General features: G+C 59.8%; 24 protein-coding genes. 9 read left to right on the top strand and 15 right to left on the bottom strand.

Going from position 1 to position 23,024, the window contains the following annotated elements; genetic code table 11:
* The first annotated feature begins 4 nt into the window (after positions 1-4).
* Together HPQ64_RS16635 and HPQ64_RS16630 are read left to right on the top strand one after the other, a co-directional pair.
* Entirely contained in the window at positions 5-1,540 is a 1,536-nt protein-coding gene (locus HPQ64_RS16635; RefSeq protein WP_172889689.1) for a tripartite tricarboxylate transporter permease, read from the top strand.
* Between the two features lie 138 nt (positions 1,541-1,678).
* Positions 1,679-2,362, top strand: a complete 684-nt coding sequence (locus HPQ64_RS16630) for a L,D-transpeptidase (RefSeq protein ID WP_172889688.1) — start codon at positions 1,679-1,681, stop codon at positions 2,360-2,362.
* Positions 2,363-2,382: 20 nt separating this feature from the next.
* Here the strand turns inward: HPQ64_RS16630 and HPQ64_RS16625 are convergent, their stop codons facing one another.
* Positions 2,383-3,888 carry an ABC transporter substrate-binding protein gene (locus HPQ64_RS16625; RefSeq protein WP_425483831.1) on the bottom strand — a complete coding sequence of 502 codons (1,506 nt, stop codon included), beginning with the start codon at positions 3,886-3,888 and terminating at the stop codon, positions 2,383-2,385.
* Between the two features lie 26 nt (positions 3,889-3,914).
* Entirely contained in the window at positions 3,915-5,192 is a 1,278-nt protein-coding gene (locus HPQ64_RS16620; protein ID WP_172889687.1) for an acetylornithine deacetylase/succinyl-diaminopimelate desuccinylase family protein, read from the bottom strand.
* A 156-nt stretch (positions 5,193-5,348) separates the two neighbouring features.
* Here HPQ64_RS16620 and HPQ64_RS16615 point away from each other — a divergent pair, with 156 nt between their 5' ends.
* The gene (locus HPQ64_RS16615; RefSeq protein ID WP_172889686.1) at positions 5,349-6,179 is read left to right on the top strand and encodes a DUF6030 family protein; all 831 of its coding nucleotides are present in this window, start codon (positions 5,349-5,351) and stop codon (positions 6,177-6,179) included.
* A 6-nt stretch (positions 6,180-6,185) separates the two neighbouring features.
* Here HPQ64_RS16615 and HPQ64_RS16610 read toward each other — a convergent pair whose 3' ends face one another.
* The 10 genes from HPQ64_RS16610 to HPQ64_RS16565 all read right to left on the bottom strand — a co-directional run bounded on the left by HPQ64_RS16610 (position 6,186) and on the right by HPQ64_RS16565 (position 14,706).
* Complete coding sequence (locus HPQ64_RS16610) at positions 6,186-6,926, bottom strand: hypothetical protein (RefSeq protein ID WP_172889685.1); 741 nt, start codon at positions 6,924-6,926, stop codon at positions 6,186-6,188.
* Between the two features lie 231 nt (positions 6,927-7,157).
* Positions 7,158-7,826, bottom strand: coding sequence for a c-type cytochrome (locus HPQ64_RS16605; protein WP_172889684.1), 669 nt, complete (start codon positions 7,824-7,826; stop codon positions 7,158-7,160).
* The gene (gene soxC, locus HPQ64_RS16600) at positions 7,810-9,093 is read right to left on the bottom strand and encodes a sulfite dehydrogenase (RefSeq protein ID WP_172889683.1); all 1,284 of its coding nucleotides are present in this window, start codon (positions 9,091-9,093) and stop codon (positions 7,810-7,812) included. The genes HPQ64_RS16605 and soxC overlap by 17 nt, the downstream gene beginning before the upstream one ends.
* A gap of 87 nt (positions 9,094-9,180) precedes the next feature.
* Complete coding sequence (gene soxB, locus HPQ64_RS16595) at positions 9,181-10,875, bottom strand: thiosulfohydrolase SoxB (RefSeq protein WP_172889682.1); 1,695 nt, start codon at positions 10,873-10,875, stop codon at positions 9,181-9,183.
* 123 nt (positions 10,876-10,998) lie between these two features.
* Entirely contained in the window at positions 10,999-11,853 is an 855-nt protein-coding gene (soxA, locus tag HPQ64_RS16590; RefSeq protein ID WP_172889681.1) for a sulfur oxidation c-type cytochrome SoxA, read from the bottom strand.
* 41 nt (positions 11,854-11,894) lie between these two features.
* A complete protein-coding gene (gene soxZ, locus HPQ64_RS16585; RefSeq protein WP_172889680.1) occupies positions 11,895-12,221 on the bottom strand; it encodes a thiosulfate oxidation carrier complex protein SoxZ in 327 nt (108 codons plus the stop codon).
* 19 nt (positions 12,222-12,240) lie between these two features.
* Positions 12,241-12,696 carry a thiosulfate oxidation carrier protein SoxY gene (gene soxY / locus HPQ64_RS16580; RefSeq protein ID WP_343036052.1) on the bottom strand — a complete coding sequence of 152 codons (456 nt, stop codon included), beginning with the start codon at positions 12,694-12,696 and terminating at the stop codon, positions 12,241-12,243.
* A 29-nt stretch (positions 12,697-12,725) separates the two neighbouring features.
* Positions 12,726-13,196, bottom strand: a complete 471-nt coding sequence (gene soxX, locus HPQ64_RS16575; protein ID WP_172889678.1) for a sulfur oxidation c-type cytochrome SoxX — start codon at positions 13,194-13,196, stop codon at positions 12,726-12,728.
* A 168-nt stretch (positions 13,197-13,364) separates the two neighbouring features.
* Entirely contained in the window at positions 13,365-13,946 is a 582-nt protein-coding gene (locus HPQ64_RS16570; protein ID WP_172889677.1) for a thioredoxin family protein, read from the bottom strand.
* Positions 13,947-13,968: 22 nt separating this feature from the next.
* Complete coding sequence (locus HPQ64_RS16565) at positions 13,969-14,706, bottom strand: cytochrome c biogenesis protein CcdA (RefSeq protein WP_172889676.1); 738 nt, start codon at positions 14,704-14,706, stop codon at positions 13,969-13,971.
* A gap of 108 nt (positions 14,707-14,814) precedes the next feature.
* On the opposite strand from HPQ64_RS16565, the gene HPQ64_RS16560 reads away from it, so the two are divergent.
* The 5 genes from HPQ64_RS16560 to HPQ64_RS16540 all read left to right on the top strand — a co-directional run bounded on the left by HPQ64_RS16560 (position 14,815) and on the right by HPQ64_RS16540 (position 18,724).
* A complete protein-coding gene (locus HPQ64_RS16560; protein ID WP_172889675.1) occupies positions 14,815-15,189 on the top strand; it encodes a hypothetical protein in 375 nt (124 codons plus the stop codon).
* A 75-nt stretch (positions 15,190-15,264) separates the two neighbouring features.
* Positions 15,265-15,546 carry an ArsR/SmtB family transcription factor gene (locus tag HPQ64_RS16555; RefSeq protein WP_376765765.1) on the top strand — a complete coding sequence of 94 codons (282 nt, stop codon included), beginning with the start codon at positions 15,265-15,267 and terminating at the stop codon, positions 15,544-15,546.
* A gap of 140 nt (positions 15,547-15,686) precedes the next feature.
* Positions 15,687-16,775 carry a YeeE/YedE family protein gene (locus HPQ64_RS16550; RefSeq protein ID WP_172889673.1) on the top strand — a complete coding sequence of 363 codons (1,089 nt, stop codon included), beginning with the start codon at positions 15,687-15,689 and terminating at the stop codon, positions 16,773-16,775.
* Between the two features lie 349 nt (positions 16,776-17,124).
* Complete coding sequence (locus HPQ64_RS16545; protein ID WP_343036050.1) at positions 17,125-18,216, top strand: YeeE/YedE family protein; 1,092 nt, start codon at positions 17,125-17,127, stop codon at positions 18,214-18,216.
* 10 nt (positions 18,217-18,226) lie between these two features.
* On the top strand, positions 18,227-18,724 hold the full coding sequence (locus HPQ64_RS16540; RefSeq protein ID WP_172889671.1) for a DUF302 domain-containing protein: 498 nt from the start codon (positions 18,227-18,229) through the stop codon (positions 18,722-18,724).
* A gap of 2 nt (positions 18,725-18,726) precedes the next feature.
* Here the strand turns inward: HPQ64_RS16540 and HPQ64_RS16535 are convergent, their stop codons facing one another.
* The 3 genes from HPQ64_RS16535 to HPQ64_RS16525 form a co-directional block, all read right to left on the bottom strand.
* Positions 18,727-19,164 (bottom strand): YqaA family protein, encoded by a 438-nt coding sequence (locus HPQ64_RS16535; protein WP_172889670.1) that lies wholly within the window; start codon positions 19,162-19,164, stop codon positions 18,727-18,729.
* 88 nt (positions 19,165-19,252) lie between these two features.
* Positions 19,253-20,197 (bottom strand): MBL fold metallo-hydrolase, encoded by a 945-nt coding sequence (locus tag HPQ64_RS16530; RefSeq protein ID WP_172889669.1) that lies wholly within the window; start codon positions 20,195-20,197, stop codon positions 19,253-19,255.
* 149 nt (positions 20,198-20,346) lie between these two features.
* Positions 20,347-21,267, bottom strand: a complete 921-nt coding sequence (locus tag HPQ64_RS16525) for a pirin family protein (RefSeq protein ID WP_172889668.1) — start codon at positions 21,265-21,267, stop codon at positions 20,347-20,349.
* A 218-nt stretch (positions 21,268-21,485) separates the two neighbouring features.
* On the opposite strand from HPQ64_RS16525, the gene HPQ64_RS16520 reads away from it, so the two are divergent.
* A complete protein-coding gene (locus HPQ64_RS16520; protein WP_172889667.1) occupies positions 21,486-23,024 on the top strand; it encodes an alkaline phosphatase family protein in 1,539 nt (512 codons plus the stop codon).

The raw sequence follows: 23,024 nt of genomic DNA, 5'->3' as shown, positions 1-23,024 counted from the left end.
ACCGATGGAAGCCTTATCTTCGCTCGCCGACGGCTTTACCGTCGCCCTCACGCTCCAAAACCTGTTCCTTGCGCTGCTCGGCTGCTTCCTCGGGACCATCATCGGCGCGTTGCCGGGCCTTGGCCCCTCCAACGGCGTGGCGATCCTGATCCCGCTTGCCTTTACGCTCGGCCTGCCTGCAACGCCTGCGCTGATCCTGTTGACCAGCGTCTATTACGGCGCGATGTACGGCGGGCGCATATCCTCGATCCTGCTCAACATCCCCGGTGACGAGCCGGCGCTGATGACCACGCTTGATGGCTACCCGATGGCGAAAAAGGGCCAAGCGGGCGAAGCTCTGGCGCTTTCGGGCATCGCTTCCTTCATTGGTGCGTTTTTCGCGACATGGGGGCTCGTTTTCCTCGCTCCGCTGCTTGTGAGCGTGGCGCTACTCTTCGGCCCTGCGGAATATTTCGCGCTCTTCACGCTCGCCTTCTGCACGCTCGGCGGCGTCGCCTCACGCAATCAGGCGAAGGCTGCCGTCGCTGCAGCCCTCGGCATCGGTATCTCGACCATTGGCGTCGATGCGATGGCCGGCGTCGACCGCTTCACCTTCGGCAACGTTCACCTCTTCAGCGGCATCGATTTCCTGATCGCCATCGTCGGCCTTTTCGCGATTTCCGAGGTCTTTCTGTTTCTGGAACATCGCGGCCAGGGCGAAGCGTCGAACGCGAACATGAAACTCGGCCGCGTGACGGCTCCGCTTTCCATGATCAAGGCCTGTCTGGGTGCGATGAGCCGCTCGACCGTGCTCGGCTTCCTTGCCGGCGTCCTGCCCGGCGCGGGCGCGTCGCTCGGTTCCTTCATCTCCTATTCGATCGAAAAACGCGTCTCGGACGGCCAGAAGACATTCGGCAAGGGGGACCCGAGGGGCGTTGCGGCACCGGAAGCGGGCAACAACGCCGCCGCCGGCGGCGCGCTGGTACCGATGCTTGCGCTGGGTGTTCCCGGCTCCGGCACGACCGCGGTGCTGCTTGCCATGCTGCTTGCGCTCAACATCACGCCGGGCCCGCTGCTTTTCCAGCAGAACCCGGACGTGGTCTGGGGCCTGATCGCAGCCCTTTTCATCGGCAACATCATGCTTCTGGCGATGAATATCCCGCTCGTCAGCCTGTTCGTGAGGGTGCTGCTGATCCCGCCGCGCTATCTGATGCCGGCGGTCGCCATGATATCCTTCGTCGGGATTTACGGCATCTCCGGCTCGACCTTCGATCTTTATCTTCTCGTCGGTTTCGGCGTCGCGGGCTATATCCTGCGCAAACTTGACGTTCCGCTGGTGCCGGTGATCCTGGGGACGCTGCTCGGCGGGGAAATGGAAAAGAGCCTGCGCAGGGCGGTGCAGATTTCGGACGGCGACTGGTCGGTGCTTCTTGGCTCGCCCCTGGCGGTCGGGCTGTGGGCGTTCGCTATCCTCGGCTTCATTGCGCCGCTTATCGTCGGGCGCTACCTCCGGCCGAAGATCGCCGACAGTACGGCTGCGGAAGGCGCTGACCCGGATTAAGTGCGTGGTGCGGCAAACCGTCGACAAAACGGTGTAAATACCTGCATACTCTGGGTTAGTTTTTGAGATTGACCTGGAGGCTGCCGCCACGTGCCCCATCCTTCTTTGAAAAGCCGTCCGGTGAGAGGCCAAAACGGCATGCTGACAAGGCGCGGTTTCCTGGTCGGCCTGCCCTTCGCGCTCGCCGCCTGCCAGTCGCAACGGCCGTCCACGTCCATCGCCAGCCTTGCGCCGCCGCAATTCTTCGGCGGCGGCGATATCGGGTATGGCTATGGCGGCTTCGACTATGCCTCGGCCTATGCGCCGGTGAACGATAATGGCTTCCTTCTGCCGGCGATCCGGTATCGGGAATTCGATCCGGCATACCTTCGCCAATACGTGAGCTATCCGACGCAATATGACCCCGGCACGATCATCGTCGATCCGGGGTCTAAGTTTCTCTATCTCATCGAGCCGGACGGGCGGGCGATCCGATACGGTATCGGCGTCGGACGGGAGGGCTTTGCGTGGTCGGGCGAAGCGCGTGTCGGCTACAAACGGGTGTGGCCGAAGTGGTTCCCGCCCGACGAAATGATCGCGCGCCAGCCGGAGCTTGCCAAATATGATGACGGCATGGACGGCAGCCCCGCCAACCCGATCGGCGCGCGCGGCCTTTACCTCTGGCAAGGCAACAAGGATACGCTTTACCGCATCCATGGCACGAACCAGCCCGAAAGCATCGGCACCAACGCGTCGAGCGGCTGCATCCGCCTCTGGCAGCAGGATATCATCGATCTTTACGACCGTGTGCCGCTGAACGCCAAGGTGGTGGTGCTGGCCTGAGTTTCATCAGGCGCGCCCCATCATTCCTCCCAATAGACCCGGGTCAGGTCGTTCGCCTGCACGGGCGCGTTTTCCCAAAGCCCTTTGAGCCTGGCGTTCCAAACGCCCGTCTTCGCAAGCTGGAAAAGGAAGCCGTTGACCGCATCGTCGGCGATCATCTTTTGCGCCTGGCGCATGAGCTCGTACCGTTTGACCGTATCGGTGGTGGCGTTGAGTCTTGAGATGAGAGCCTTAAACTCCGGATTGTCGTAATTGAAGTAATAGTCGTCGCGGGCGTAGATATCGATATCGAGCGCCTCGGTATGCGAGACGATCGTCAGGTCGTAATCCTTGCCGCGGAAGACCTGCTCCAGCCACTGCGCCCATTCGAGCGGAATGATCTCCAGTTCTATGCCGACCTTCTTGAGATCGGAGGCGAGAATTTCGCCGCCACGGCGGGCATAGGAGGGCGGCGGCAGCTTCAGCGTTGCCTTGAAGCCGTCCGGATATCCGGCCTCGGCGAGCAATTCCTTCGCGCGCTGCGGATCGTGCGGAGACAGGCCCGTGAGATCGACATAGGCGGGGTGATGCGGGGCGAAATGCGAACCTATCGGCGTGCCGAAGCCGAACATCGCGCCATCGATGATCGCCCGCCGGTCTATCGCGTGGGCAATGGCACGGCGCACGCGAATGTCGTCGAATGGCTTTCTGGCGTTGTTCGTTGCGAGGATGGTTTCACCCTCGGTGGAGCCGATGACAACGCTGAAACGCGGATCCGCCTCGAACTGGGGCAGGTTTTCCGGCGCGGGATAGATGGGGAAACCGTCGACATCGCCCGCCATGAGGGCGGCCAGCGATGCGGCCGCATCGGCGATGATCTTGAAGGTTGCCTTTTCAAGCCGGGCCGGTTCGCCCCAGTAACCGGGGTTCTTCACCAACTCGATATGATCTCCCTTCGCCCAGCGGGAAAACCTGAAAGGACCGGTGCCGACCGGATCCGACTTGTTGCCATCGGCCGTTTCCGGCCCGACCATGACGGCATCGCCAATGCCGAGCGTGAAGAGAAAATCGCCCGCCGGCCTCATGAGCGTGATGCGCACGGTCGACGGATCAACCGCCTCGACCTTGTCGATGACCTCGAACTTGGCCTTCTGGGCGTTGACGGAATCCTCTCCGCGCGCGCGATCCAGCGAGAAGACGACATCTTCCGCGGTAAAATCTGTTCCATCGTGAAACTTCACGCCCTCATGCAGCTTGAAGGTGTAAACCGTTCCGTCATCCGAGATCTCCCAGCTTTCGGCAAGCGCCGGCTTGACGGTGCCATCACGGTCGACCTGGGTCAGGCCTTCGAAGACGTTGATGAAGACGACTTCGTCAATCGCGGCGGCCGCACCCGCCGTCGGATCGAGATGCGGCGGTTCCAGGCGCACGCCGAGAACGACATCGGTTCGCGCGGCATCGGCAGACGGCGCGCCGGCCAAAATACCGCCGCCAATTGCCACGGCGGCAAGAAAGGCTTTCAAACCCCGAAGTGATGTCATCGCCATTTTGTCGATCCCTTGTATTTTTCGGGTTATAGGGTCAGTTGAATGGACAGGAGCGCCAGCGTGGCGCGCGCCATGACCTTGGCGCTATCCAGCATATCGTCGATGCCGACGAATTCGTCCGGCCGATGAGCTATGTCGAGAATGCCCGGGCCGTAGGCGATACAATCGTGCAGGTGGCCGATGCGTACGATGTGCTTTTGATCATAAGTGCCGGGGGAAATCACGTAGTCAGGCTCGCGTGACAGCACCTCCTCGATGCCGGCCGCCACGGCGCGGACGACGGGAGCTTCACGGTCCGTCATCGTCGGCAGAACTTCAAGAAGGTCGCGAATCGAATAGCTGAACCGGCCGCGTTCGGCTTTCAGGCTTTCGAGGATGCCGGTGACTTCGGCCTTTACCTCGTCAAGCTCCTCCTCGATCAGGAAGCGGCGGTCGATCACCATGCGGCAACTGTCCGGAACGCAAGGAGAAGGCAGACCGTCGAAACCTTCCGGCTGGCCGCCGTGGATGGAGTTGATGTTGAGCGTGGAAGACCGCGCGCCTTCCGGCACCACCGGCATATCGGTGTGCTTCGCCGCAAGACGGGGGAAAAGCTCGCGCTCGAACCGGTCCATCACCGCGCCCATATGGCGCACCGCGCAGTCTCCGAGGAATGGCATGGAGCCGTGGGCAATGGAACCATGCGTCTCGATCTCGGCCCACCAGACGCCACGGTGGCCGAGGCAGATACGCTCCTTGTTGAGTGGCTCGGGAATGATCACATGGTCGACGCGCGGTTTGGAGAAATATCCTTTTCGGGCCAAAAATCCGACGCCACCAAGCCCGCCCGATTCCTCGTCGACCGTGCCGGAAATTTCGATTGCGCCGGAAAATTCGGGCTTCAACTCCAACAAGGCTTCAACAGCGATGATGGAGGCGGCCATGCCGCCCTTCATGTCGCAGGCGCCGCGCCCGAAAACCTTTCCGTCGTGCACGACGCCGGCAAACGGATCGACTGTCCAGCCATGGCCGGTCTCAACCACATCGATGTGCGAATTGAAATGAACGCAAGGACCGGGACGCCCGCCTTCGCGCCGCGCGATAACATTCAAGCGGGGATAACGGTCGCTGTCGCCCGGCGTATCCTCGCCCCGGATGAAGCTGACTTCAAAACCGCGCCGCTTGAGCCGCGCACCAATAAACTCCGCGCAGGGCTGATAAGCCTCGCCCGGAGGGTTGACCGTGGGATAGCGGATGAGATCCTGCGTGAGCGCAACGATGTCCTCACGCTTGTCCTCTATGCGCTTGTCCAGCGCTTCAAGCATGCGCCCTCCAGAACCGCACGGCCTTGAATTGATTGCTCTTCCGCAATGGTGCACCGAATGAAGGGGTCTTGCCAATGGCATTCGTGGTCGCGGGGTCAGAAGATCGTGTGTCGGTGGAGGGTTTAAGTAGAGCGCCAGGTCAGTTACGACGGGTGCATGAGAAGCAGTCACATTTCCGACGAAACGGGCAAACATGCCTGGAGCATTTGGGAAGGGAATCGCCACCGGCAGGCGGCTGTGGCGGCCGCGCTGGCAGTAGCGGTCGTTGCAAGCATCGCTGCAGGCTGGTGGTTGGCCGGCACTGATGAGGGATCGGAGGTGCCGGGAACCGGCATTTCGGAAAAACGGGTGCGGCCGGCCCCCGATCCCCTGGCCGGACTTCCCGAAGACGCCCGAAAGCGGTTGACGGACCCGGCCCCCGACAAGCCCGATCTGTTCAAGCTCGTCTACGGCGGACATCCGCGCGACCTGTGCGCGGCGTTCGAAGGTGTGGGTGTGCCGATGTCCGCATGGACGCCGGACCCGCTCAGGGATGGCGGATGGCAGTGCTCCAGCGAACTTGTCGCGGTTGGTAAGGAAAACGGGCAAGGAGGGCAAAGCACGATCTTTGTGAGCTTGCGCGGCGCTTCCGAAGACCGCCTCGGATTTCTCAGGGTCAAGCTGAACGGCGACAATCCGGATACACTCAGCGAGGCGAAGGCCGCAACTCGGGAGGTGCTGGATCAGGTCGCGGGGCGATACGGATGGGAATGGCCGTCAGCGCTCTACGATGCGCTTTCCGGTGCCCGATCCGCCGAAATAGCCGTTCGCGGAGCGGAAATAAAGGTCCGCCGCGAGCGTTCCGACCTTGTCAACGATGGCAAGGGCATCGTGAGATTGAACGTGGTGATCGATTTCCCGCACGGAGCAGGTTCGGCGAGAGGTGAGAATTTTACGCCTTTCGATTGGGAAGACGGGGAGCGGGATACGCCGTTTGCCGACAAGTGAACAATGTTATTCACCTGTCAGCGGCAATGCGCCGGCAGCAATCGTCCTGTTTCGCTCAAACGCGGCGGTGCGCAGACGGTTCGTACCGAATTTATCCAGTTTTTCCACGAAGCGAACAATCGAGGTGCGCGATATGAGAAAGACATTGGGCGCACGAACATCTAGCGATTCCATAAGCGAGCGGTTGACGATATCCGTCGCTGCGCGCTGCGCCGCCTGGTCGACGAGCAGTCCCTGGAGGGCATTCAGGACTTGAGACATAGCGGCGACGGTTGCGGGAGCGTCGGTCAACTCCTTCATCTGGATTTGAGCGCCGGACTTCATGGCTGCCGCTTCGTAGGTTTCCTTGAGACGGCTCCTTATCGCGATCTTGAACTGTTCCTCGCAAAGTTCAACCAGCGCGAGACAAAATGAACGGTGCCAATCGGATTTGCGGGAAATCTGGCCCTGGAAGCAGATCTTCAGCAGATCCTGCAAGTAGGCGTAAAAGACGACCGCCGACAGATTCCGGGCATCCGCAAGATCGATCGAGATATGCTTGAATGCGGAACGGCAGGCGGCGTTGATGGCCGAAAAGTCGATCGATTTCGTGAAAGAGGCTTCGATTACCTTCCTGGCCGCTGCAAGCTCGGCTGCTGTCAGGCTGCCGCCTGCGTTCATGCAGGCTTTGGCCAGACGGTCGAATATGAAGTCGATCGTCGCTTTCGACGTTCCGATACAACTATGAGGCCCAGGTATTACGGGCATAGAAACTCCTCTTCGAAACACAAAGCCGAATTTGGAATTTTTCCCATAAATGACGTAAAGGAAACTTTAAAAGATGCCTGAGATCTGAATATTTTTATCGATACCCTCACGCACGAATGTGCCGTCCGACCAGTCTTCAACCGTGCGGTGGTGCATAGTTCGCACGCATTTCGGTTACGCTCGGTCAAGCGGGCCAGGGAGGACATCGAGCGCAGCTTCAAGGCGGATGCATCAATCGATGCTGCCGGCAGCTGCTTCGTCGTCTTCTGAATCTGGCGTCACATCCAGAACGTGGGCGCGCATGGTGATTTCCACCTTGTCCTTGCAGTTAGACATGCAGGGATCGCCGTCCCTCAGCGTCGCGGTGTCAGGGCGCGGATCCTCGAAGAAGTTTTCTTCGTTCGGGAGACGGATTTCCGTGAAGTTTTCCTTTGATAGTTCGAACTCGTCGTCGGTGACGACGTCGTTCATGTAAAGGAGATAGGCGGTGATCGCGTAAACCTCGTCAGGCGTCAGCGACTGCGCCTCGCCGAAGGGCATCGCGCGGTTGATATAGTCGTAAACGGTCGACAGATACGGCCAGTAGGAGCCGATCGTCTTGACGGGCCTGTCGCTTGAAAGCGTGCCGTGGCCGCCGGCAAGCACCGGCCAGCGGTCCACGCCCTCGCCGAAATCGCCATGGCAGACGGCACAGCGTTCGGCGAAGATTTCCTCGCCGTCGGAAACATTGCCTTTTCCATCCGGCAGGCCGGTTCCATCCGGGCGAATGTCGATATCCCAGGCGGCGACTTCATCCTTCGTCGCTTCGCGGCCAAGGCCGAACTTTCCGCCTGCATGGGCTGCGGTCACACCGACTGCCAAGGCGGCCAGAAGGGCGGCGGGCTTAAGAAACTTCGACATTTTCGACCTCCCCACCGGACTTCACATGCCAGGTCTGGATACCGTTGTTATGGTAGATGGAATTCGTGCCGCGCACCGCGCGCAAGGCATCCTTCGTCGGCTGGACAATGCCTTGCGAATCGACCGCGCGAGACTGGAGAAGGAGCGGCGAGCCGTCCCAGTCGAACTCGTAGTAGAAACGATGCGCGGATTTGCCGAGGCTCGGCCCGTCGATACGCGCAGGGCGCCAGTTGCGCCCGCCATCGATGGATACATCCACGCGCGATATCGTGCCGCGCCCCGACCAGGCAAGGCCAGTGAGTACGGTGAAGCCCTTGTCGTGCAGGATCGGGGCTTGCGGCGAAGGATTGGTGATCACCGACTTTACGTCCATTTCCCAGGTGAATCGTCGGGCTTTCCCGTTTGCCATGAGGTCGGTGTATTTCGATGTTTCCTCGCGGTGGTGCCACGGTTCGTCGCCGACCTCGATCCGGCGCAGCCACTTGACCCACATGTTGCCTTCCCAGCCGGGCACAACAAGGCGAACTGGATAACCCTGTTCCGGGCGAAGCGCCTCGCCGTTCATCCTGAAGGCGACGAGACAGTCGTCGAGCGCCTTTTGGAGCGGGACGGAACGCGTCATGCCGGCGGCATCCGCCCCTTCAGGCAGAAGCCACTTTGCGTTGGTCTTGAGGCCGGCTTCCTCCAGCAGGTATTTTAGCGGCACACCGGTGTACATGACGTTGTGGATCATGCCGTGGGTGAACTGACAGCCGTTGAGCTGTGCGCCGCGCCACTCCATGCCGGAATTGGCCGCGCATTCCAGGAAATAGACCCGGTTTTCGCGCGGGAAACGCATCAGATCCTGCATGGTGAAGACGAGCTCGCGATCCACCAGACCGTTGATCATGAGGCGGTGCTCGGCCGGGTCGACCTCGGCAATGCCCGCATGGTGGCGCTCGAAGCAAAGCCCGTTCGGCGTGATGATGCCGTCAAGCTCATGCAGCGGCGTGAAATTCACCGAAGACACCGGATCGGCGGTGAGCCATCCGACGTTGCGGCGAACGACATGAGCCTCGAATTCGGAAGGGTGGCCGTATGGCCGCGCATCGACGCCATCGCCCAGATACTGGTTCCAATCCTTCTTCTCAAGGATTGCCGGGTCGCCTTCGGACGCCATGGCGCGCCCGGCAAGAGGAGCGGCGGCGAGCGCGCCGCCCACGGCTATGCCGGATTTCAGAAAGCCGCGACGGGAGGGCGCACGCAGCGTATCGTCAGTCTTCGTCATGGACGTTCACTCCCAGAACTCTATATGCATCATCACATTCGTTTATTTGAATGTAAATAGAGTGCGATTATATCTTCCCGACGTCGCTCAGGACTGGATGATCCTCACCGAACGGTTTTCCTGCAGCGAGACCGTGCCGACACGGGCGAGATAATTTTCGACGACATCCCAGATAGGGGGGCCTTCCGTATCCTCGTTCACGCTGGCCCAGCCTGCGACTACATAGGTCTTTGACGGGTCGATCGTCTCGCTTGTCTTCAGCAGCGTCATGTCGGAGATGCGGCTGCCTATCGGCATGGAGGTATCGATGCGGTATCCCATGCCGCCGACGCGGACCATGTCGCCGCCCTGCTGGTAATAGGGATCGGGGTTGAAGAGGTTGTCGGCGACGTCTTCCAGAATGTCCTTGATGAGCTTTCCGGACATTTCAGAGCGATAGGCGTTCGGATAGGTCATGCCGGTCGCGTTGAAGACATCCTCCACGGTGATGTCCTGACCCGGGAGAAGGGACGTCCCCCACCGGAAACCGGGCGACAGCGCAATATCGGCATCGCGCTCCTCCAGAAGCGCCTGGCAGATCAGATCGTCGAAAGTGCCGTTGAAATTACCGCGCCGGTAGAGAAGGCTTTCGGTCTTGCCGAGCACTCGCTCAAGCTCCGCCTTGTGAGGCTCGCGGGTCGCATCGATTTCCGCCGTCATCTCAGCATCAGGCGCGATGACATCCGAAAAGATCGGAATAAGCCGGTACTTGTAGCCCTTCAGGCCACCGTCGCAAACATCAAGATCGAGACGCGACACGAACTTTCCGTTCGAGCCGGAGGCGATCAACAGCGTGTCGCCGACAATTACAGGCTCGGGCAGGGCATCATGCGTGTGCCCGGTCAGGATGACATCAACGCCGGAAATGCGGCCTGCGAGCTTTCGGTCCACATCGAAACCGTTGTGAGAGAGAAGAACGACAAGCTCCGCTCCATCCGCCCGGGCGGCATCCACGTTTTCCTGCAAAACCTCTTCGCGAATTCCGAAGGAAAGGGAAGGGAACATCCAGCCCGGATTGGCGATCGGAAGATAGGGGAAGGCCTGGCCTATGACAGCGACCTTGACGCCCCCGCGTTCGAACATCTTCGTATGCTCAAAGACGGGTTCGTCCCATTCCGCGTCGAAGATGTTGGAGCCGAGGAAGGCAAAGGGAAGCGCGTCCACGATTTCGCGCACCCGGTCCTCGCCATAGGTGAATTCCCAGTGCGCCGTCATCGCATCGGGCTGAAGCAGGTTCATGAGCCCGACCATGTCGCCGCCGTTCGTGTGGTGCGAGACATAGGAGCCCTGCCAGGTATCGCCGCCATCAAGCAGCAGCATGTTGTCGCCGCGCGCAGCGCGGATCGCCTTTACGACCGTCGCCACCCGGTCAAGCCCACCCATGCGGCCGTAGGTTTTGGCAAGGGCGACGAAATCCTCCGAGGTCAGCGCGTAAGCCTCGGGTGAGCCGGGCTCGATATTGTAGATCTTGAGGAAATCCGCTCCCGTTACATGTGGCGGCTGGCCGGCTAGTTCTCCAACGCCCAGATTGATGGAGGGCTCCCGGAAGTAGATCGGCTTCGCTTGCGCGTGGATATCGGTGATGTGGACGAGGGTGACGTTGCCGAAATCCTCAAAGCCGAGAAGCTGGTCTTGCGTCATCGACTGGGTTGCGGCGAATGCCGCGAACTTTCCCGTTCCGCCAAGTCCGAGGGTGGCACTTGCGGCCACGGAGGCCTGCAGGAACTCGCGCCTGGAAATCATCTTCGGCTCCAAATCCGGAATATCGTTCCCGCACGGCGGAAGCTTCAGCCGCGGGAATACGTTCTGTTCTTACGAGAGGCGATACCCGACCGGCCCCGTCCGCGCCGGCCGGATGTCGTCGCTTCAGTTTCGAACCGACGGCGTTTCGACCGACAGGCCTTCACCGCGCGAAGCGACATAGAGCTCAAGGGCTATGAATTCGTCCGAACCGCGCTTGAAAGGCTCTGCCCGGACATTTTCCATGCAGCCCTTGAAACGACGATGGATCGAGCCGAGCCCGCCCCACTTCAACCTGTAGACCGGAAAGCCGTTGATATGGCCCTGCGAAAGGTGATCAGCACGGATCATCTTGCCAAAATTCGCCTCATGGCAATTGGCGCAGGCCATGTCGAGCTGGCCGACACGGGTATAATAGAGATCCTTGCCCTTTTCCCACCATTCCTGCATCGGGCCATCCGTCTGGACGCTCGTCGGCATGCCACGCGACTGAAGGCCGACCAGAGCCGTCATCGCCAGCATCTCTTCGGATTCCCATTTCCAGGCATCCGCGCCCATACGATCGGTACGGCAAGTGTTTATATGGTTTTCCAACGTCTGCGGCTTGCCGGCAGCTTGCGACCATTTCGGCATGCTGGCGCGCACGCCCTTCATGCCTTCCGATACATCGCCATGACAGGACGCGCAGGATTTTCCTTCCGACCCTTCCGCCGTCTCCCACAACTCTTCTGCGAGCGTGATCGCTGCGAAGGCAGGGTTCTCGAAATCGTCGGCCTGAAGAGCCTGGGTCTCGGACGTGCGGAAGCGCCAGCCGGAGTAAAGCCGGTCGAAGGGGCTTCCCTCCGGTGCGGCCACATCGGTGGCGATTTCCTCGCCGTCGATGAAGAGCTTGTTCTCGTCCGGATCGGCAACCGCAATGCCGGTCGCGGCAAGTGCGGCACCTGAAAATAGCGCGATCTTACTGAAGACCTTCAAAGGCATCGTTTCCTCCCAATCGAACCGGCAGGCGAAGAACCAGCGGCTCACTTCACCTCGATCTTCTTCGTTTCCTCGTAGACGGAACCGTCATCGTCGACCCAGATGAACTTGAACTCGCCGCTTTCAGGCACCCTGGCCTTGAACTCGAAATAGGGATTGGAGGAGACCGCCGGCTCGATATCGCAAGCGAAAACCGGCGTGCCGTTGAACTCGCAACTGAATCTGTTGATGATCTGGCGCGGGATCAGGTTGCCCTCTTTATCCTTGCGCTGGCCGGATTCCATCGGGTGGCTGATCAGGGTCTTGATGGTGATGATCTCGCCGGCATCCGCCGACTTCGGGACCTTCACACGGGGTTTCACGTTTGCCATTCGAATTCTCCTGGGAAAATCAGCCGCCGCAGCCGCCGATGGTGACCTTCACCGTCTTGCGGTCTATCGCGAAGGTGCCGTTGCTCATCCTGGCGACCGCGATCACATCCTGTGTCTTGGCAAGGCGGATGCGTGTGGAGGCAAGCGCCTCGCCGCTCATTGGCGTGAAATGGAAGGTGGCGACAGAGGCATTCGGGTTTCCATTCGCGACGATGAGCACCGCTTCGACGTAGTCATCGTCCGTCATGGGACTGTCGACCGTCACCTCGATCGGGACGGTGTTGCCGTTTTCGGCGATCTCGGGCGCATCCAGGGACAGCGCCCCTTCGCCGGCTTCTGCCCCGCCGGTGAAAGCGTTTATCAGGGCCTGCGCGTCATTGGCCGCAAGGGCGGGTAACGACAGCGACATCGTCGTGGCGAAAGCGGCGGAGCCTACGCCAAGCGCCATGATCTGGCGTCTGTTCAGTTCCATCACGGTTCTCCGTTTTTCAATTCGCAGAGGGTTCAGTCGCTCAAGGTCGTCAAATACGCGACGACATCCTCAACCTGCTGGGCGGTGAGGATCGTCTTTCCCTGAAATTCCGCCATGGGCCGCGCGCCGTTCTCCAACCGGTAGAAGGACGGCATGATCGTCTCGGACCCGAAGACTTTCTTGGAGTTGACGACGATCGCGCGCAGCTGCGCCGGCTTATAACGCGACGCAACGCCATCGATTTCCGGTCCAACCTCCCCGTGAAAGGGAAGCTCGGCCATATCGCTGTTCACGTGGCAGGCGAGACAATTGCCGAGCTTGCGGTCCGCAAAGACTTCACGTCCGTTCATCGGATCGCCTGGTTGTCCGGTCAGGCTGTCGACGACTTCGAAGTCATCCTTGAAGACGACCTTATCCGGCGCGACTTCCGCCGCCCCTGCCGCAAGGATGCCCCCTACCAGGAATGTCGCCGCGCATAATGCGAACGTCGGCCTTACCCTCATCGTTTTCCTCCGCGAGACATTGAGCTTTTGTGAGCATCTCGTTGTGCCTCTAGGTAACTACACCGCGCACAAGAACACAATCAAAAATTCATTAATATGAATAAGTATATATAATGCGATGCGGAATAATGCCTGGTCCTGCCGCCGCATAACCGTCCAGATTGTTGATTAATCGTCAGTTTTTCCTTCGGCGCCCATTTCTTCGAGCCTGCGGGCGTGATACTTCTGAAAATGCTCTTCGCCCTCGTATCCGCGTTCCTTCACCCATTGGAACATGTGCAGGGTGGTGCCTTTGCCGAAGGCGCCGGGCATGACCGACACGGCGGCGGCGCCGGCATTCGAATCTTCGCCCGCCACTTCCGGCATGAAAAGAATGGTGGGCGTATACACGACGCGCCATTTGCGAGCCGCCGTCTTTTCGGAAAGCTCTTCTCCGTCGATGTCGATCACCTCTTCGTCGCCGAAGAGGTTGTATTGGACGACCATGAAGTTTTCCGAGATGTATGCCGCGACCTTCGGGTCGCTGAAGACCTCTTCATGCATCTTCCTGCAATAGGCGCAGCCGCGTTGCTCGAAGATGATGGCAAGTCGTTTGCCGGCTTCCGTCGCCGCTTCGATGTCTTCTGCGACATCCTTGAAGGTGGTGGAGAACCAGGGCTCTTTGTGAAGCCCGTCATCGCCCATTTCGGCGGCGTTCACGACCGCGCTCATTGCGATGAATACGCCGGCGAAAATGGCTGTCAAACGCATGTCTCACTCCCTTTGTGCGACCTCATCCGAGCTTTCCAAGGCCGGGGAAATATTCCAGAAGCAGGTAGGACATCGTCTGCATCGATCCGGTAAGGAACAGAATACCGGTAAGGACGAGTGCGCCTCCCATCACCTTTTCGACCATGCCCATGTGACGGCGGAAACGCTTCATGGCGTTCACGAAGGGACCGGCGAAAAGGGCTGCGACGATGAAGGGAATGCCGATACCAAGCGAATAGGCGAAAAGGAGGGAGGCGCCCTTGAACGCTTCCGCCTCGCCTGCCGCGACAAAGAGGATCGCCGCGAGGACGGGACCCACGCAAGGCGTCCAGCCAAAGGCGAAGGCCAGACCGACGACGAACGCACCGACCAGACCGACCGGTTTTTCCCTCGTCTGGAAACGGGCCTCGCGCGAGAGGATGCCGATCTTGAAGATGCCGAGGAAATGCAGGCCGAGAATCAGGATGATCGCGCCCGCCACATAGCCCAGTTCCGTCAAATGATCGACCGCGAAGGAGCCGATCAGCGATGCGCTTGCGCCGAGGCTTACGAACACGGCCGCAAAACCGAGCACGAAAGCCACCGCCGATGCGACGATCCGTCCGGAATGGACGCCGCCGCTATCCTCGCCAGTCAGCGTCTGCAGGCTGACGCCGGCAAGAAAGCAGAGATACGGGGGAACCAACGGGAGCACGCACGGTGAGGCGAATGAAATCAACCCCGCCAGAAGCGCGCCAGCCCATGTCACGGACAGGTCCACGTCACGTTTCCTCCAAATACATTCACATATTATAATTTGTTTCTATATATCACGATAACGTGGTAGGACAATCATGCAATTCATTGAGACTTCTACGGAGGCCCGATGATGGTCATCATAAGGGCTGTCGGCACAATTCTTCTGTTGGCGATTTTTTGCTGGACTCCGGCAAAGGCCGAGGAACTTGTCATGTTCGAGCAGGCAGGGTGCCATTGGTGCGCCGTGTGGCACGAAGAAATCGGCCCGATTTACCCGAAGACGGAAGAGGGACAAAGGTTTCCCCTTCGCCGCGTGGACATCCACAAACAGGCGCCGGAGGACCTAAGGGCAATTTCGAAGGGCCACTTCACGCCGACCTTCGTATTGATGAAGGACGGAAAGGAAGTCGGCCGGATTCAGGGCTACCCGGGTGAAGATTTTTTCTGGGGCCTGCTTGGCCAAATGGTGCAAGAGGCACTAAACAGGAGAGACGAAGCCTCGTAACCCAAAATGTCGAACGTACCCATGGCAGATACGATTCTAGATGAACAGGGCGCGGCCTCGCGCGACATTGACGATATGATCACCAGCGCGAAAGAAGCGACCGACTTCTTGAAAGCCCTTGCTCATGAGGGGCGCCTGATCATTCTCTGCCGTCTGGCAGAAGGCGAGTGCTCGGTCACGGAATTCGAGGAGATGCTCTCCGCGCGCCAGGCCGCCGTTTCCCAGCAATTGGCAAGACTGAGGCTTGAAGGGATCGTCAAGACCCGCCGCGAGGGCAAGACCATCTATTATTCGCTTGCGGACGACCGGGCCCGCGAAATGATCCGCGTGATCTACAGCATGTTCTGCGCGAAATAGACAGGAACAGCCTTGCCATCGGGCCGCCAGCATCCCGGACTTGATTTCGCGTTTTGTCAGTCGGTATTTGGCCGATCTTGCCGCCGCGTATTTTTCTCCCTACGGTTTCACACAATCAAAATATTGAATGGGAGGGGCGCATGGAAGAATGGTCGCCCGGAACGATAGCGGCACTCGGCGGGTTCGCCGGCGGCTGCCTATTGGGTTTCGCGGCGCGCTGGGGCCGCTTTTGCACGCTTGGCGCGATCGAAGATGCCTGTTTCGGGGCAGATACTTCCCGCATCAGGATGTGGGGGCTGGCAATCGCCGTGGCCATCGCCGGGACCTATGGCCTCGATTTCTTCGGTTTCATCGACGTTTCGCAGTCCTTCTACATCGCCTCTCCGGTCACGGTGCTCGCCACAATCGCTGGCGGTTTGATGTTCGGCATCGGCATGGCATTCGTTGGCACTTGCGGTTTCGGCACTCTGGCTCGGATCGGCGGAGGTGACCTCAAATCCGTCGTCACATTCCTCGTGATGGGGATTACAGCTTATGCCACCGTGCGAGGTGCTGGAGCGTATCTGCGCGTCGCCGCTTTCCCCGACCCTGGCCCGCGCGATACTCCGGCAAGCTTCGCCCATTCGGCATCCAGCATGTTGGGCGGCCCCGTTCATCTGTGGGCGCTGATATTTGCAGCGATCCTTGCCGGCTTCTGCCTGGCAAGCCCGACGTTCCGAACGCGGCCGCGCCTGATCGCCTCCGGCCTTCTGGTTGGTGTGGTGGTTACATCCGGCTGGTTCGTGACCGGATATCTCGCGCCCGATGAATTCGAGACCTATCCGCTTGAATCCTTCACATTTTCCGCTCCTCTCGGTGAGGCGATCATGTATGTGATGGTGATGAGCGGTGCGACACTGAAATTCGGTATCGGTGCCGTCTTCGGAGTGTTGACGGGGGCGGCGGTTACAACGCTCGCGCAACGCTATTTCCGTTGGGAAGCCTGCGACGATGCGCGCGAAATGCGCCGCCAGATCATGGGCGGCATGCTTATGGGCTTCGGCAGCGTGACGGCGCTGGGCTGCACGATAGGGCAGGGTGTATCGGCGGCATCGATGCTTGCATGGTCGGCGCCGGTAGCGCTCGTCTCGATTTTCATTGGCGCATATCTGGGGTTGCATATCCTCGTGCGGGGTTCGGTTCTGGAACCGCTCAAGGACCTGATCCTGCCGCTCTGGCACCGTTCTTGAGGGCGCGCGCATAGCGCCGCAATTAATCCATCCGGGTGGCGTCGATCCATTAACGCCTTGCCCAACGCCGGGTGTATGACGGTGCAACTATCTATAATTCGGCGGTCGGTCCCGAGCCTGCTTCGTTTCCGGCCGCCGGTCCGAAAGCGCGGACCCGGCCAACTGCACACCATCCGAAGCCGCCGTTGGCTCAGAGGATTTCGTCGTCTGATTTCGCTGCACCAATGACCTGTTCTTCCGTGCGATTTTCAGGAAAAGGCGCGCCGGTTTGATTTTGGACAAATCGGGATGTCGGTTTGCCGAATAATATGCTTATATTCGAATGTGTTTTGGCCTTGGGAACCTTGGCGTGGAAGCATTTCTGACCTCCGACCTGATTTCGGATACGGCCAAGGCGGCAATCGGCGGTCTGGCCGTCGGATTGATGTTCGGTTTCGCCGCCCAGCGGTCCGAATTCTGCCTGAGGGCGGCAACGATCGAATTCTGGAACCTGAAGATCGGCTCGAGGTTTCCGGTTTGGCTCGTTGTCTTCGGCGCAGCATTGCTGACGGTACAACTGCTTGTCGGCGGCGGCATGCTGGACGAGGTTTCGATCCGGCAGCTATCCAGCGCGGGATCGATGTCGGGAGCGATCATCGGCGGAGCGCTTTTCGGAACGGGCATGATCCTGGCGCGTGGCTGCGCAAGCAGGCTTCTGGTCTTATCCGCCACGGGTAACATGCGCGCGCTCGTGACCGGCCTTTTGCTGACGGTCGCTGCTCAGGCTTCGCTGAGCGGAGCGCTCTCACCCTTGCGGGAAGAAATTTCGCGCTGGTGGATCGTCGGTCCCGCAACGCGAAACCTCTCCGCTCAGTTGCCGCCCTTCGCTGGCGAAGTGGCGGGCCTTGCCATTGTCGCGTTGGCATTCGCCATCGCATTCGCCCGGAAAACGCCGGTATCGAAGCTCGTCTTCGGTGCAATCGTGGGTTTGAGTGTCGCTGGCGGATGGGCCTTCACTTCAGCGCTTTCGCAAGTGGCCTTCGACCCCGTCCCGGTTGAGAGCATAACGTTTACAGGCCCTTCCGCCGATACATTGATGGCGCTTATCAATACGCCCGACCTGCCGTTCAGCTTTGGCATCGGCCTCGTGCCGGGCGTGTTCGCAGGCTCCATGCTGGCAGCCGTCACGTCCGGCACGTTCAAGCTGCAGAGTTTTTCGCCGGAAACGGGCATGGCGCGCTATCTCGCCGGTGCGGTTCTGATGGGATTTGGCGGGATGCTTGCCGGTGGCTGCGCCGTCGGGGCCGGGATCACAGGAGGCTCCGTCCTGTCGCTCACGGCCTGGGTAGCACTTCTTGCCATGTGGCTTTCGGCCGGCCTGGCGGATCGCCTTCTGCGGTATGCGCCAGCTTCTTCTGCTCCACTTTCCACTTCCCCGCACACAGGACCCGCAACGAGTTAGGGAGGATATCATGAACCGTTTCGCAATGGCCTGTCTCTTCGCCCTCGCATTTCTTGCTCCCGCCGGCGCTCAAGCCACGCAGGAAAACCAGACCACGAAAGCGGTGAAAGCAACCTTCGAGGATGTCATGCTCGAACTGCAGGACGCCGTCATTGGCCGCGGCCTCGTGATCGACTACACCGGCCATGTCGACAAGATGCTGGAGCGAACGGCGGAGGCTGCCGGCGGCGTGACCACGGCGGGAGGCCTGTCGCCCTACCTAAACGCGAAATACGTCCAGTTTTGCTCGGCGAAGCTGACCCATGAAGCGGTGAACGCCAATCCGCAAAATCTTTCGATCTGCCCCTATCTCGTCTTCATTTATGAAACGAAAGCAGAGCCGGGCACCGTTCACGTTGGCTATCGTAAACCGGTATTCGACCCATCGCAGGCGAGCGAAGCCATTTCGGAGAAGATCAACGCTTTCCTTCAGGAGATCGTCGACGATGTGGCGAGCGCCGAATACTGATCCTAAATGACGCTGAGGGTCGCCAGGGCGACGAGAATATAGCGAACTGTTTTGGCAATCGTCACAAGCAGGACGAAGCTCCAGAGCGGTTCGCGCAGCACGCCCGCGGCAACAGTCAATGGATCGCCGATGAAGGGTGCCCAACTCATCAACAGGCTCCAGCGGCCCCAGCGATGATACCAGCGGCTGGCGCGATCCAGCATCTTTTCCGAGACGGGAAACCAGCGTTTGTGCCGAAAACTCTCCACGCCGCGGCCGATGACCCAATTGACGACGGAACCAAGCGTGTTCCCGATGCTCGCCACGATGACGAGCAGTGCGGTGGAGTGGGCCGTCGTTGCGATCAGCCCGGTCAGCGCGATTTCCGACTGAGCGGGAAAGACAGTCGCGGCTGCAAAGGAAATCGCGAACAATCCTGCGAATACGCCGAGATCATCCATCGGCGATAAATGCCGTCACCGTGTTGCTCATCGCCATTCATATGGCGGAGATTCGCGCCAGTTGCACCCCAAACATGACATCCGGAGATTATTTCGTGTCGGCCACATAACGGTAGGCGGTGCCGGATTTTTCAACGCGGCCGAAACCTGGATAGGGCAGGTGAAAACCGATAATTCGAGTTTGCTCAAGCGCCAGCTTGTCGAGCAGGAGCTTGCGCGTTGCGATACCCTTTTCAGTGTCATGATCGGCGCCATTCGGCCATTCCGGATGCGCGAAGGAAATATAAGCGTGCGTGATGGCATCTCCCAGCACCAGCACGCTTTCGCCTCCTTTCGCGATTTCGAAGGACATGTGTCCGGGCGTATGGCCATTGGTATCAAGCGCCAGAACGCCGGGCAGGATTTCCTCGCCCGGATGAAAGCGCGTTACCTGATCCTCGATAGCCTCGAGCGAGCGTTTTGCGCCGACGGCGAAGGGCTTTCGTGCCTCGGGCAGTGTGTCGATGGTTGCCGGATTCCACCAGTAATCCCATTCGGCGGCCGAGATCATCAGTTCGGCATCCGGGAACATCACGTCGTCGAAGTCGTCCAGAATGCCCCAGATATGATCGGGATGGGCATGGGTGAAGACGACGTGGGTGACCTGCGAAGGGTCAAGCCCGATCTCTTTGAAAGCGTGCATCATTTTGCCGGCGGACGGCACGAAACGCGAGCCTGAGCCGGCGTCGAAAAGAACAATGCGCCCGCCATCGCGCAAGAGCGTGAGGTTGCAATCGGGTTCGGATACCGTGATCGGCAGATCGTGTGCTTTCAGGAGCGCCTCAAGTTCCTCCCTGGGTGCATCGCCGTACTGAAAATCGATAGGAAGCACCAGATGGCCGTCGCTCAGCGTCTCGACGGTCGCCTCGCCGAGGACAAACGCTTCGCGTGCGAAGGTCTGGCGGGGAAGCGCTGGAGATATTACTGCCGCCGCGCCATATGCGGCCATGCCTTTGGCGAATGCGCGCCTCGTGAGTAACGAACCTTCGGTCATGGCTTCCTCCAAGATTTCTATCTAAAAATATGATTATTTGAATGTGAAGGCCATATCAAGTGACAAGAGTTTGGGGAAGTGGATCAAACAGTGCGCGGCTGCACGGTGTCTGACACCGGCAGCCTTTTTCATTGTCATGCCGTAGAAGATTACTTCTCGGGTAAGGGGATGAAATCCTCGGTATCGCCCGGAACGGTGTCGAACCGCATCCGCTTCCAATCTTCCTTCGCCTGGTCGATCCGTTCCTTTGACGAGGAAACGAAGTTCCACCAGATGTAGCGTGGGCCGTCCATGGGCTCTCCACCGAGCAGCAGGAAGCGGGCAGGGGCATCGGCCGTAACCGTGATCGTGTCGTCCGGCTTGAAGACGAGAAGTTGGCCGGGCCCGAATTTATCACCCGAAATCGTGATCTCTCCTTCGACGGTATAGACCGCGCGTTCTTCGTGCGTTGCGTCGATCGGCATCCGACCTCCTGCATTGAGCGTGATATCGGCATAGATCGTCTCGCTGGCGGTAGAGACCGGCGCCCGCGCCCCGTAAAGTTCGCCGGCGATCACGCGTACTTCCGCCCCGCCGTCGGAGATGACGGGCAGCGCATGCAGCCCGTGATGCTCGAAGGCGGGTGCTGTCTCTTCCATATGCTTTGGCAGGGCGACCCAACTCTGGATGCCGAAGATCTTCCGCGCCGTTTTCTTGCGCGCCGCATCCTCGCGCTCCGAATGAACGATACCGTTGCCCGCCGTCATCCAGTTCAGTTCACCGGGCTTGATGACCTGATCGGACCCAAGGCTATCGCGGTGGTGGATCTCGCCGTCGAAGAGATAGGTGACGGTCGCAAGCCCGATATGCGGATGCGGGCGAACGTCGATACCACCGGTTTCAAGGAATTCCGCCGGGCCCATCTGATCGAAGAAGATGAAAGGACCAACCATTTGCTGCTTTGCCGAGGGCAGGGCGCGGCGCACCTCGAACCCGCCAAGATCGCGGGCGCGTGGGACGATCAACGTATCGATCACATCACAGGCGCTGGCGTCTCCCGGGGCGGGGTCGTTTCCAGGCATCCAGGTCATTTCTTTTCCTCCGGTAGGGCGGAATATGCCGCGAGAATATCTTCCGGGTAAAATATGTCGGGCGAACATCACGTCCATTCGACGCTGCGTTCACCGCTTGCATGGGGCGCGGTTTCTTGAAAGTCTCCGCGAGCCCGAAAATCATCGCCAAATGTCAGATCGACTTTGTGGCCGTTGATCGGTGCGATTGTTCAAACGCAGCGAAAGGCGCGCCAACGATGAAGCCGAACGTCCTTTTGATCACCGCCGATCAGTGGCGTGGCGATTGTCTGGGAATAGCCGGCCATCCGGTGGTGAAAACGCCGAATATCGACGCACTGGCGGGCGAGGGGGTCTATTTCTCGCGCCATTATTGCCAGGCTGCTCCTTGCGCGCCGGCGCGCGCCTGCCTCTATACCGGCCTTTATCAGATGACGACGCGGGTGGTCAGGAACGGAACGCCGCTCGATGCGCGGCACGACACGATAGCGCTGGCGGCAAGGCGTGCCGGCTATGATCCCACGCTGTTCGGCTATACGGATCAATCCGTCGACCCGCGCACTGTATCCGGTGACGATCCGTGGCTTAGAACCTACGAGGGCATCCTGCCGGGCATGAGCGTGAAGGTGCGTGTGCCGGAAGATCACGCACCATGGCTTTCCTGGCTGGAGGCGAGAGGCAGGCAACTGCCGACACCGAAGCAGGATGTGTGGTTGCCCGTCGAGGGACCTGCCGACCCGCCCTCGGGAAAGCCTCCCATTTATTCTGCGGATGAAACGGAGACGGCATTCCTCGTCGATGAGTTTTCACGCTGGCTGTCTGAGCGAAATTCCGGCCTTGAAACCGGTACGCCCTGGTTTGCGCACTTGAGCTTCATTCGCCCGCATCCGCCATTCATAGTTCCCGAACCATATGCCTCGATGTATGGCCCCTCCGACGGGCCCGACTTTCGCGGCGCGAAATCACCCGCCGAGGCGGCCAATCTGCATGGCTTCGTCAAATATGCGATCGAGAGCCAGGAGAAGCATGATTTCATCCGTGGTGCACGCGGCATGGTCGCGGATTGGGACGAGGCGACCCGACGCTGGATAAGGGCGACATATTGGGGTATGGTCTCCGAAGTCGATGCGCAGATCGGGCGGCTCGTTTCGCTATTGAAAGCCGCAGGCGCGTGGGAAAGCACCGTCATCGTGCTGACTTCGGACCACGGCGAGATGATGGGCGATCACCAGCTTTTTTCGAAACTGGGCTTTTACGACCAGAGTTTTCATATTCCGCTTGTCATCCGTGATCCACTCAGGCCAGGCACGCATGGCCGGAAGATCGAGGCCTTTTCGGAATCAATCGATATCATGCCAACGCTGTTGGAACTGATCGGCGCGAAACCGATCGGCTGGCTCGATGGACGTTCGCTTGTTCCTTTCCTCGACGGTGAAGTGCCGGACGACTGGCGCGACGCGGTACACTGGGAGTATGACTTCCGCGAGGTCGCGGATAAAACGGCGCAGGAAAAGCTGGGTCTTGAACTCGATGCCTGCAATATGGCGGTCATCCGCGACGATCAGGTGAAATACGCGCATTTCGCCGGGTTACCGCCGGTGCTCTTCGACCTTGCCGAAGACCCGGACGAAACGCGCAACGTGGCGGACGAGCCTGCCTATCAGTCAATACGCCTTCACTACGCGGAAAAGCTGCTGGCCTGGCGGGCCAGGCATCTCGACCGCCGTTTGACGGGCATCGAACTGACACCGGACGGGCCGGTGGATGCGAGAAATTGA

The organism is Hongsoonwoonella zoysiae (assembly GCF_013266695.1).
Taxonomy (GTDB): domain Bacteria; phylum Pseudomonadota; class Alphaproteobacteria; order Rhizobiales; family Stappiaceae; genus Hongsoonwoonella; species Hongsoonwoonella zoysiae.
Note: the sequence above shows the minus strand (reverse complement) of the source record. Positions and strands in the feature narration are given on the sequence as shown.

Excerpts from the sequence above, each read along its gene's own strand:
- HPQ64_RS16635 (WP_172889689.1), top strand. The coding sequence starts at position 5 with ATGGAAGCCTTATCTTCGCTCGCCGACGGCTTTACCGTCGCCCTCACG.
- HPQ64_RS16630 (WP_172889688.1), top strand. The coding sequence starts at position 1,679 with ATGCTGACAAGGCGCGGTTTCCTGGTCGGCCTGCCCTTCGCGCTCGCC.
- HPQ64_RS16625 (WP_425483831.1), bottom strand. The coding sequence starts at position 3,888 with ATGGCGATGACATCACTTCGGGGTTTGAAAGCCTTTCTTGCCGCCGTG.
- HPQ64_RS16620 (WP_172889687.1), bottom strand. The coding sequence starts at position 5,192 with ATGCTTGAAGCGCTGGACAAGCGCATAGAGGACAAGCGTGAGGACATC.
- HPQ64_RS16615 (WP_172889686.1), top strand. The coding sequence starts at position 5,349 with ATGAGAAGCAGTCACATTTCCGACGAAACGGGCAAACATGCCTGGAGC.
- HPQ64_RS16610 (WP_172889685.1), bottom strand. The coding sequence starts at position 6,926 with ATGCCCGTAATACCTGGGCCTCATAGTTGTATCGGAACGTCGAAAGCG.
- HPQ64_RS16605 (WP_172889684.1), bottom strand. The coding sequence starts at position 7,826 with ATGTCGAAGTTTCTTAAGCCCGCCGCCCTTCTGGCCGCCTTGGCAGTC.
- soxC (WP_172889683.1), bottom strand. The coding sequence starts at position 9,093 with ATGACGAAGACTGACGATACGCTGCGTGCGCCCTCCCGTCGCGGCTTT.
- soxB (WP_172889682.1), bottom strand. The coding sequence starts at position 10,875 with ATGATTTCCAGGCGCGAGTTCCTGCAGGCCTCCGTGGCCGCAAGTGCC.
- soxA (WP_172889681.1), bottom strand. The coding sequence starts at position 11,853 with ATGCCTTTGAAGGTCTTCAGTAAGATCGCGCTATTTTCAGGTGCCGCA.
- soxZ (WP_172889680.1), bottom strand. The coding sequence starts at position 12,221 with ATGGCAAACGTGAAACCCCGTGTGAAGGTCCCGAAGTCGGCGGATGCC.
- soxX (WP_172889678.1), bottom strand. The coding sequence starts at position 13,196 with ATGAGGGTAAGGCCGACGTTCGCATTATGCGCGGCGACATTCCTGGTA.
- HPQ64_RS16570 (WP_172889677.1), bottom strand. The coding sequence starts at position 13,946 with ATGCGTTTGACAGCCATTTTCGCCGGCGTATTCATCGCAATGAGCGCG.
- HPQ64_RS16560 (WP_172889675.1), top strand. The coding sequence starts at position 14,815 with ATGGTCATCATAAGGGCTGTCGGCACAATTCTTCTGTTGGCGATTTTT.
- HPQ64_RS16555 (WP_376765765.1), top strand. The coding sequence starts at position 15,265 with ATGATCACCAGCGCGAAAGAAGCGACCGACTTCTTGAAAGCCCTTGCT.
- HPQ64_RS16550 (WP_172889673.1), top strand. The coding sequence starts at position 15,687 with ATGGAAGAATGGTCGCCCGGAACGATAGCGGCACTCGGCGGGTTCGCC.
- HPQ64_RS16540 (WP_172889671.1), top strand. The coding sequence starts at position 18,227 with ATGAACCGTTTCGCAATGGCCTGTCTCTTCGCCCTCGCATTTCTTGCT.
- HPQ64_RS16535 (WP_172889670.1), bottom strand. The coding sequence starts at position 19,164 with ATGGATGATCTCGGCGTATTCGCAGGATTGTTCGCGATTTCCTTTGCA.
- HPQ64_RS16530 (WP_172889669.1), bottom strand. The coding sequence starts at position 20,197 with ATGACCGAAGGTTCGTTACTCACGAGGCGCGCATTCGCCAAAGGCATG.
- HPQ64_RS16525 (WP_172889668.1), bottom strand. The coding sequence starts at position 21,267 with ATGACCTGGATGCCTGGAAACGACCCCGCCCCGGGAGACGCCAGCGCC.
- HPQ64_RS16520 (WP_172889667.1), top strand. The coding sequence starts at position 21,486 with ATGAAGCCGAACGTCCTTTTGATCACCGCCGATCAGTGGCGTGGCGAT.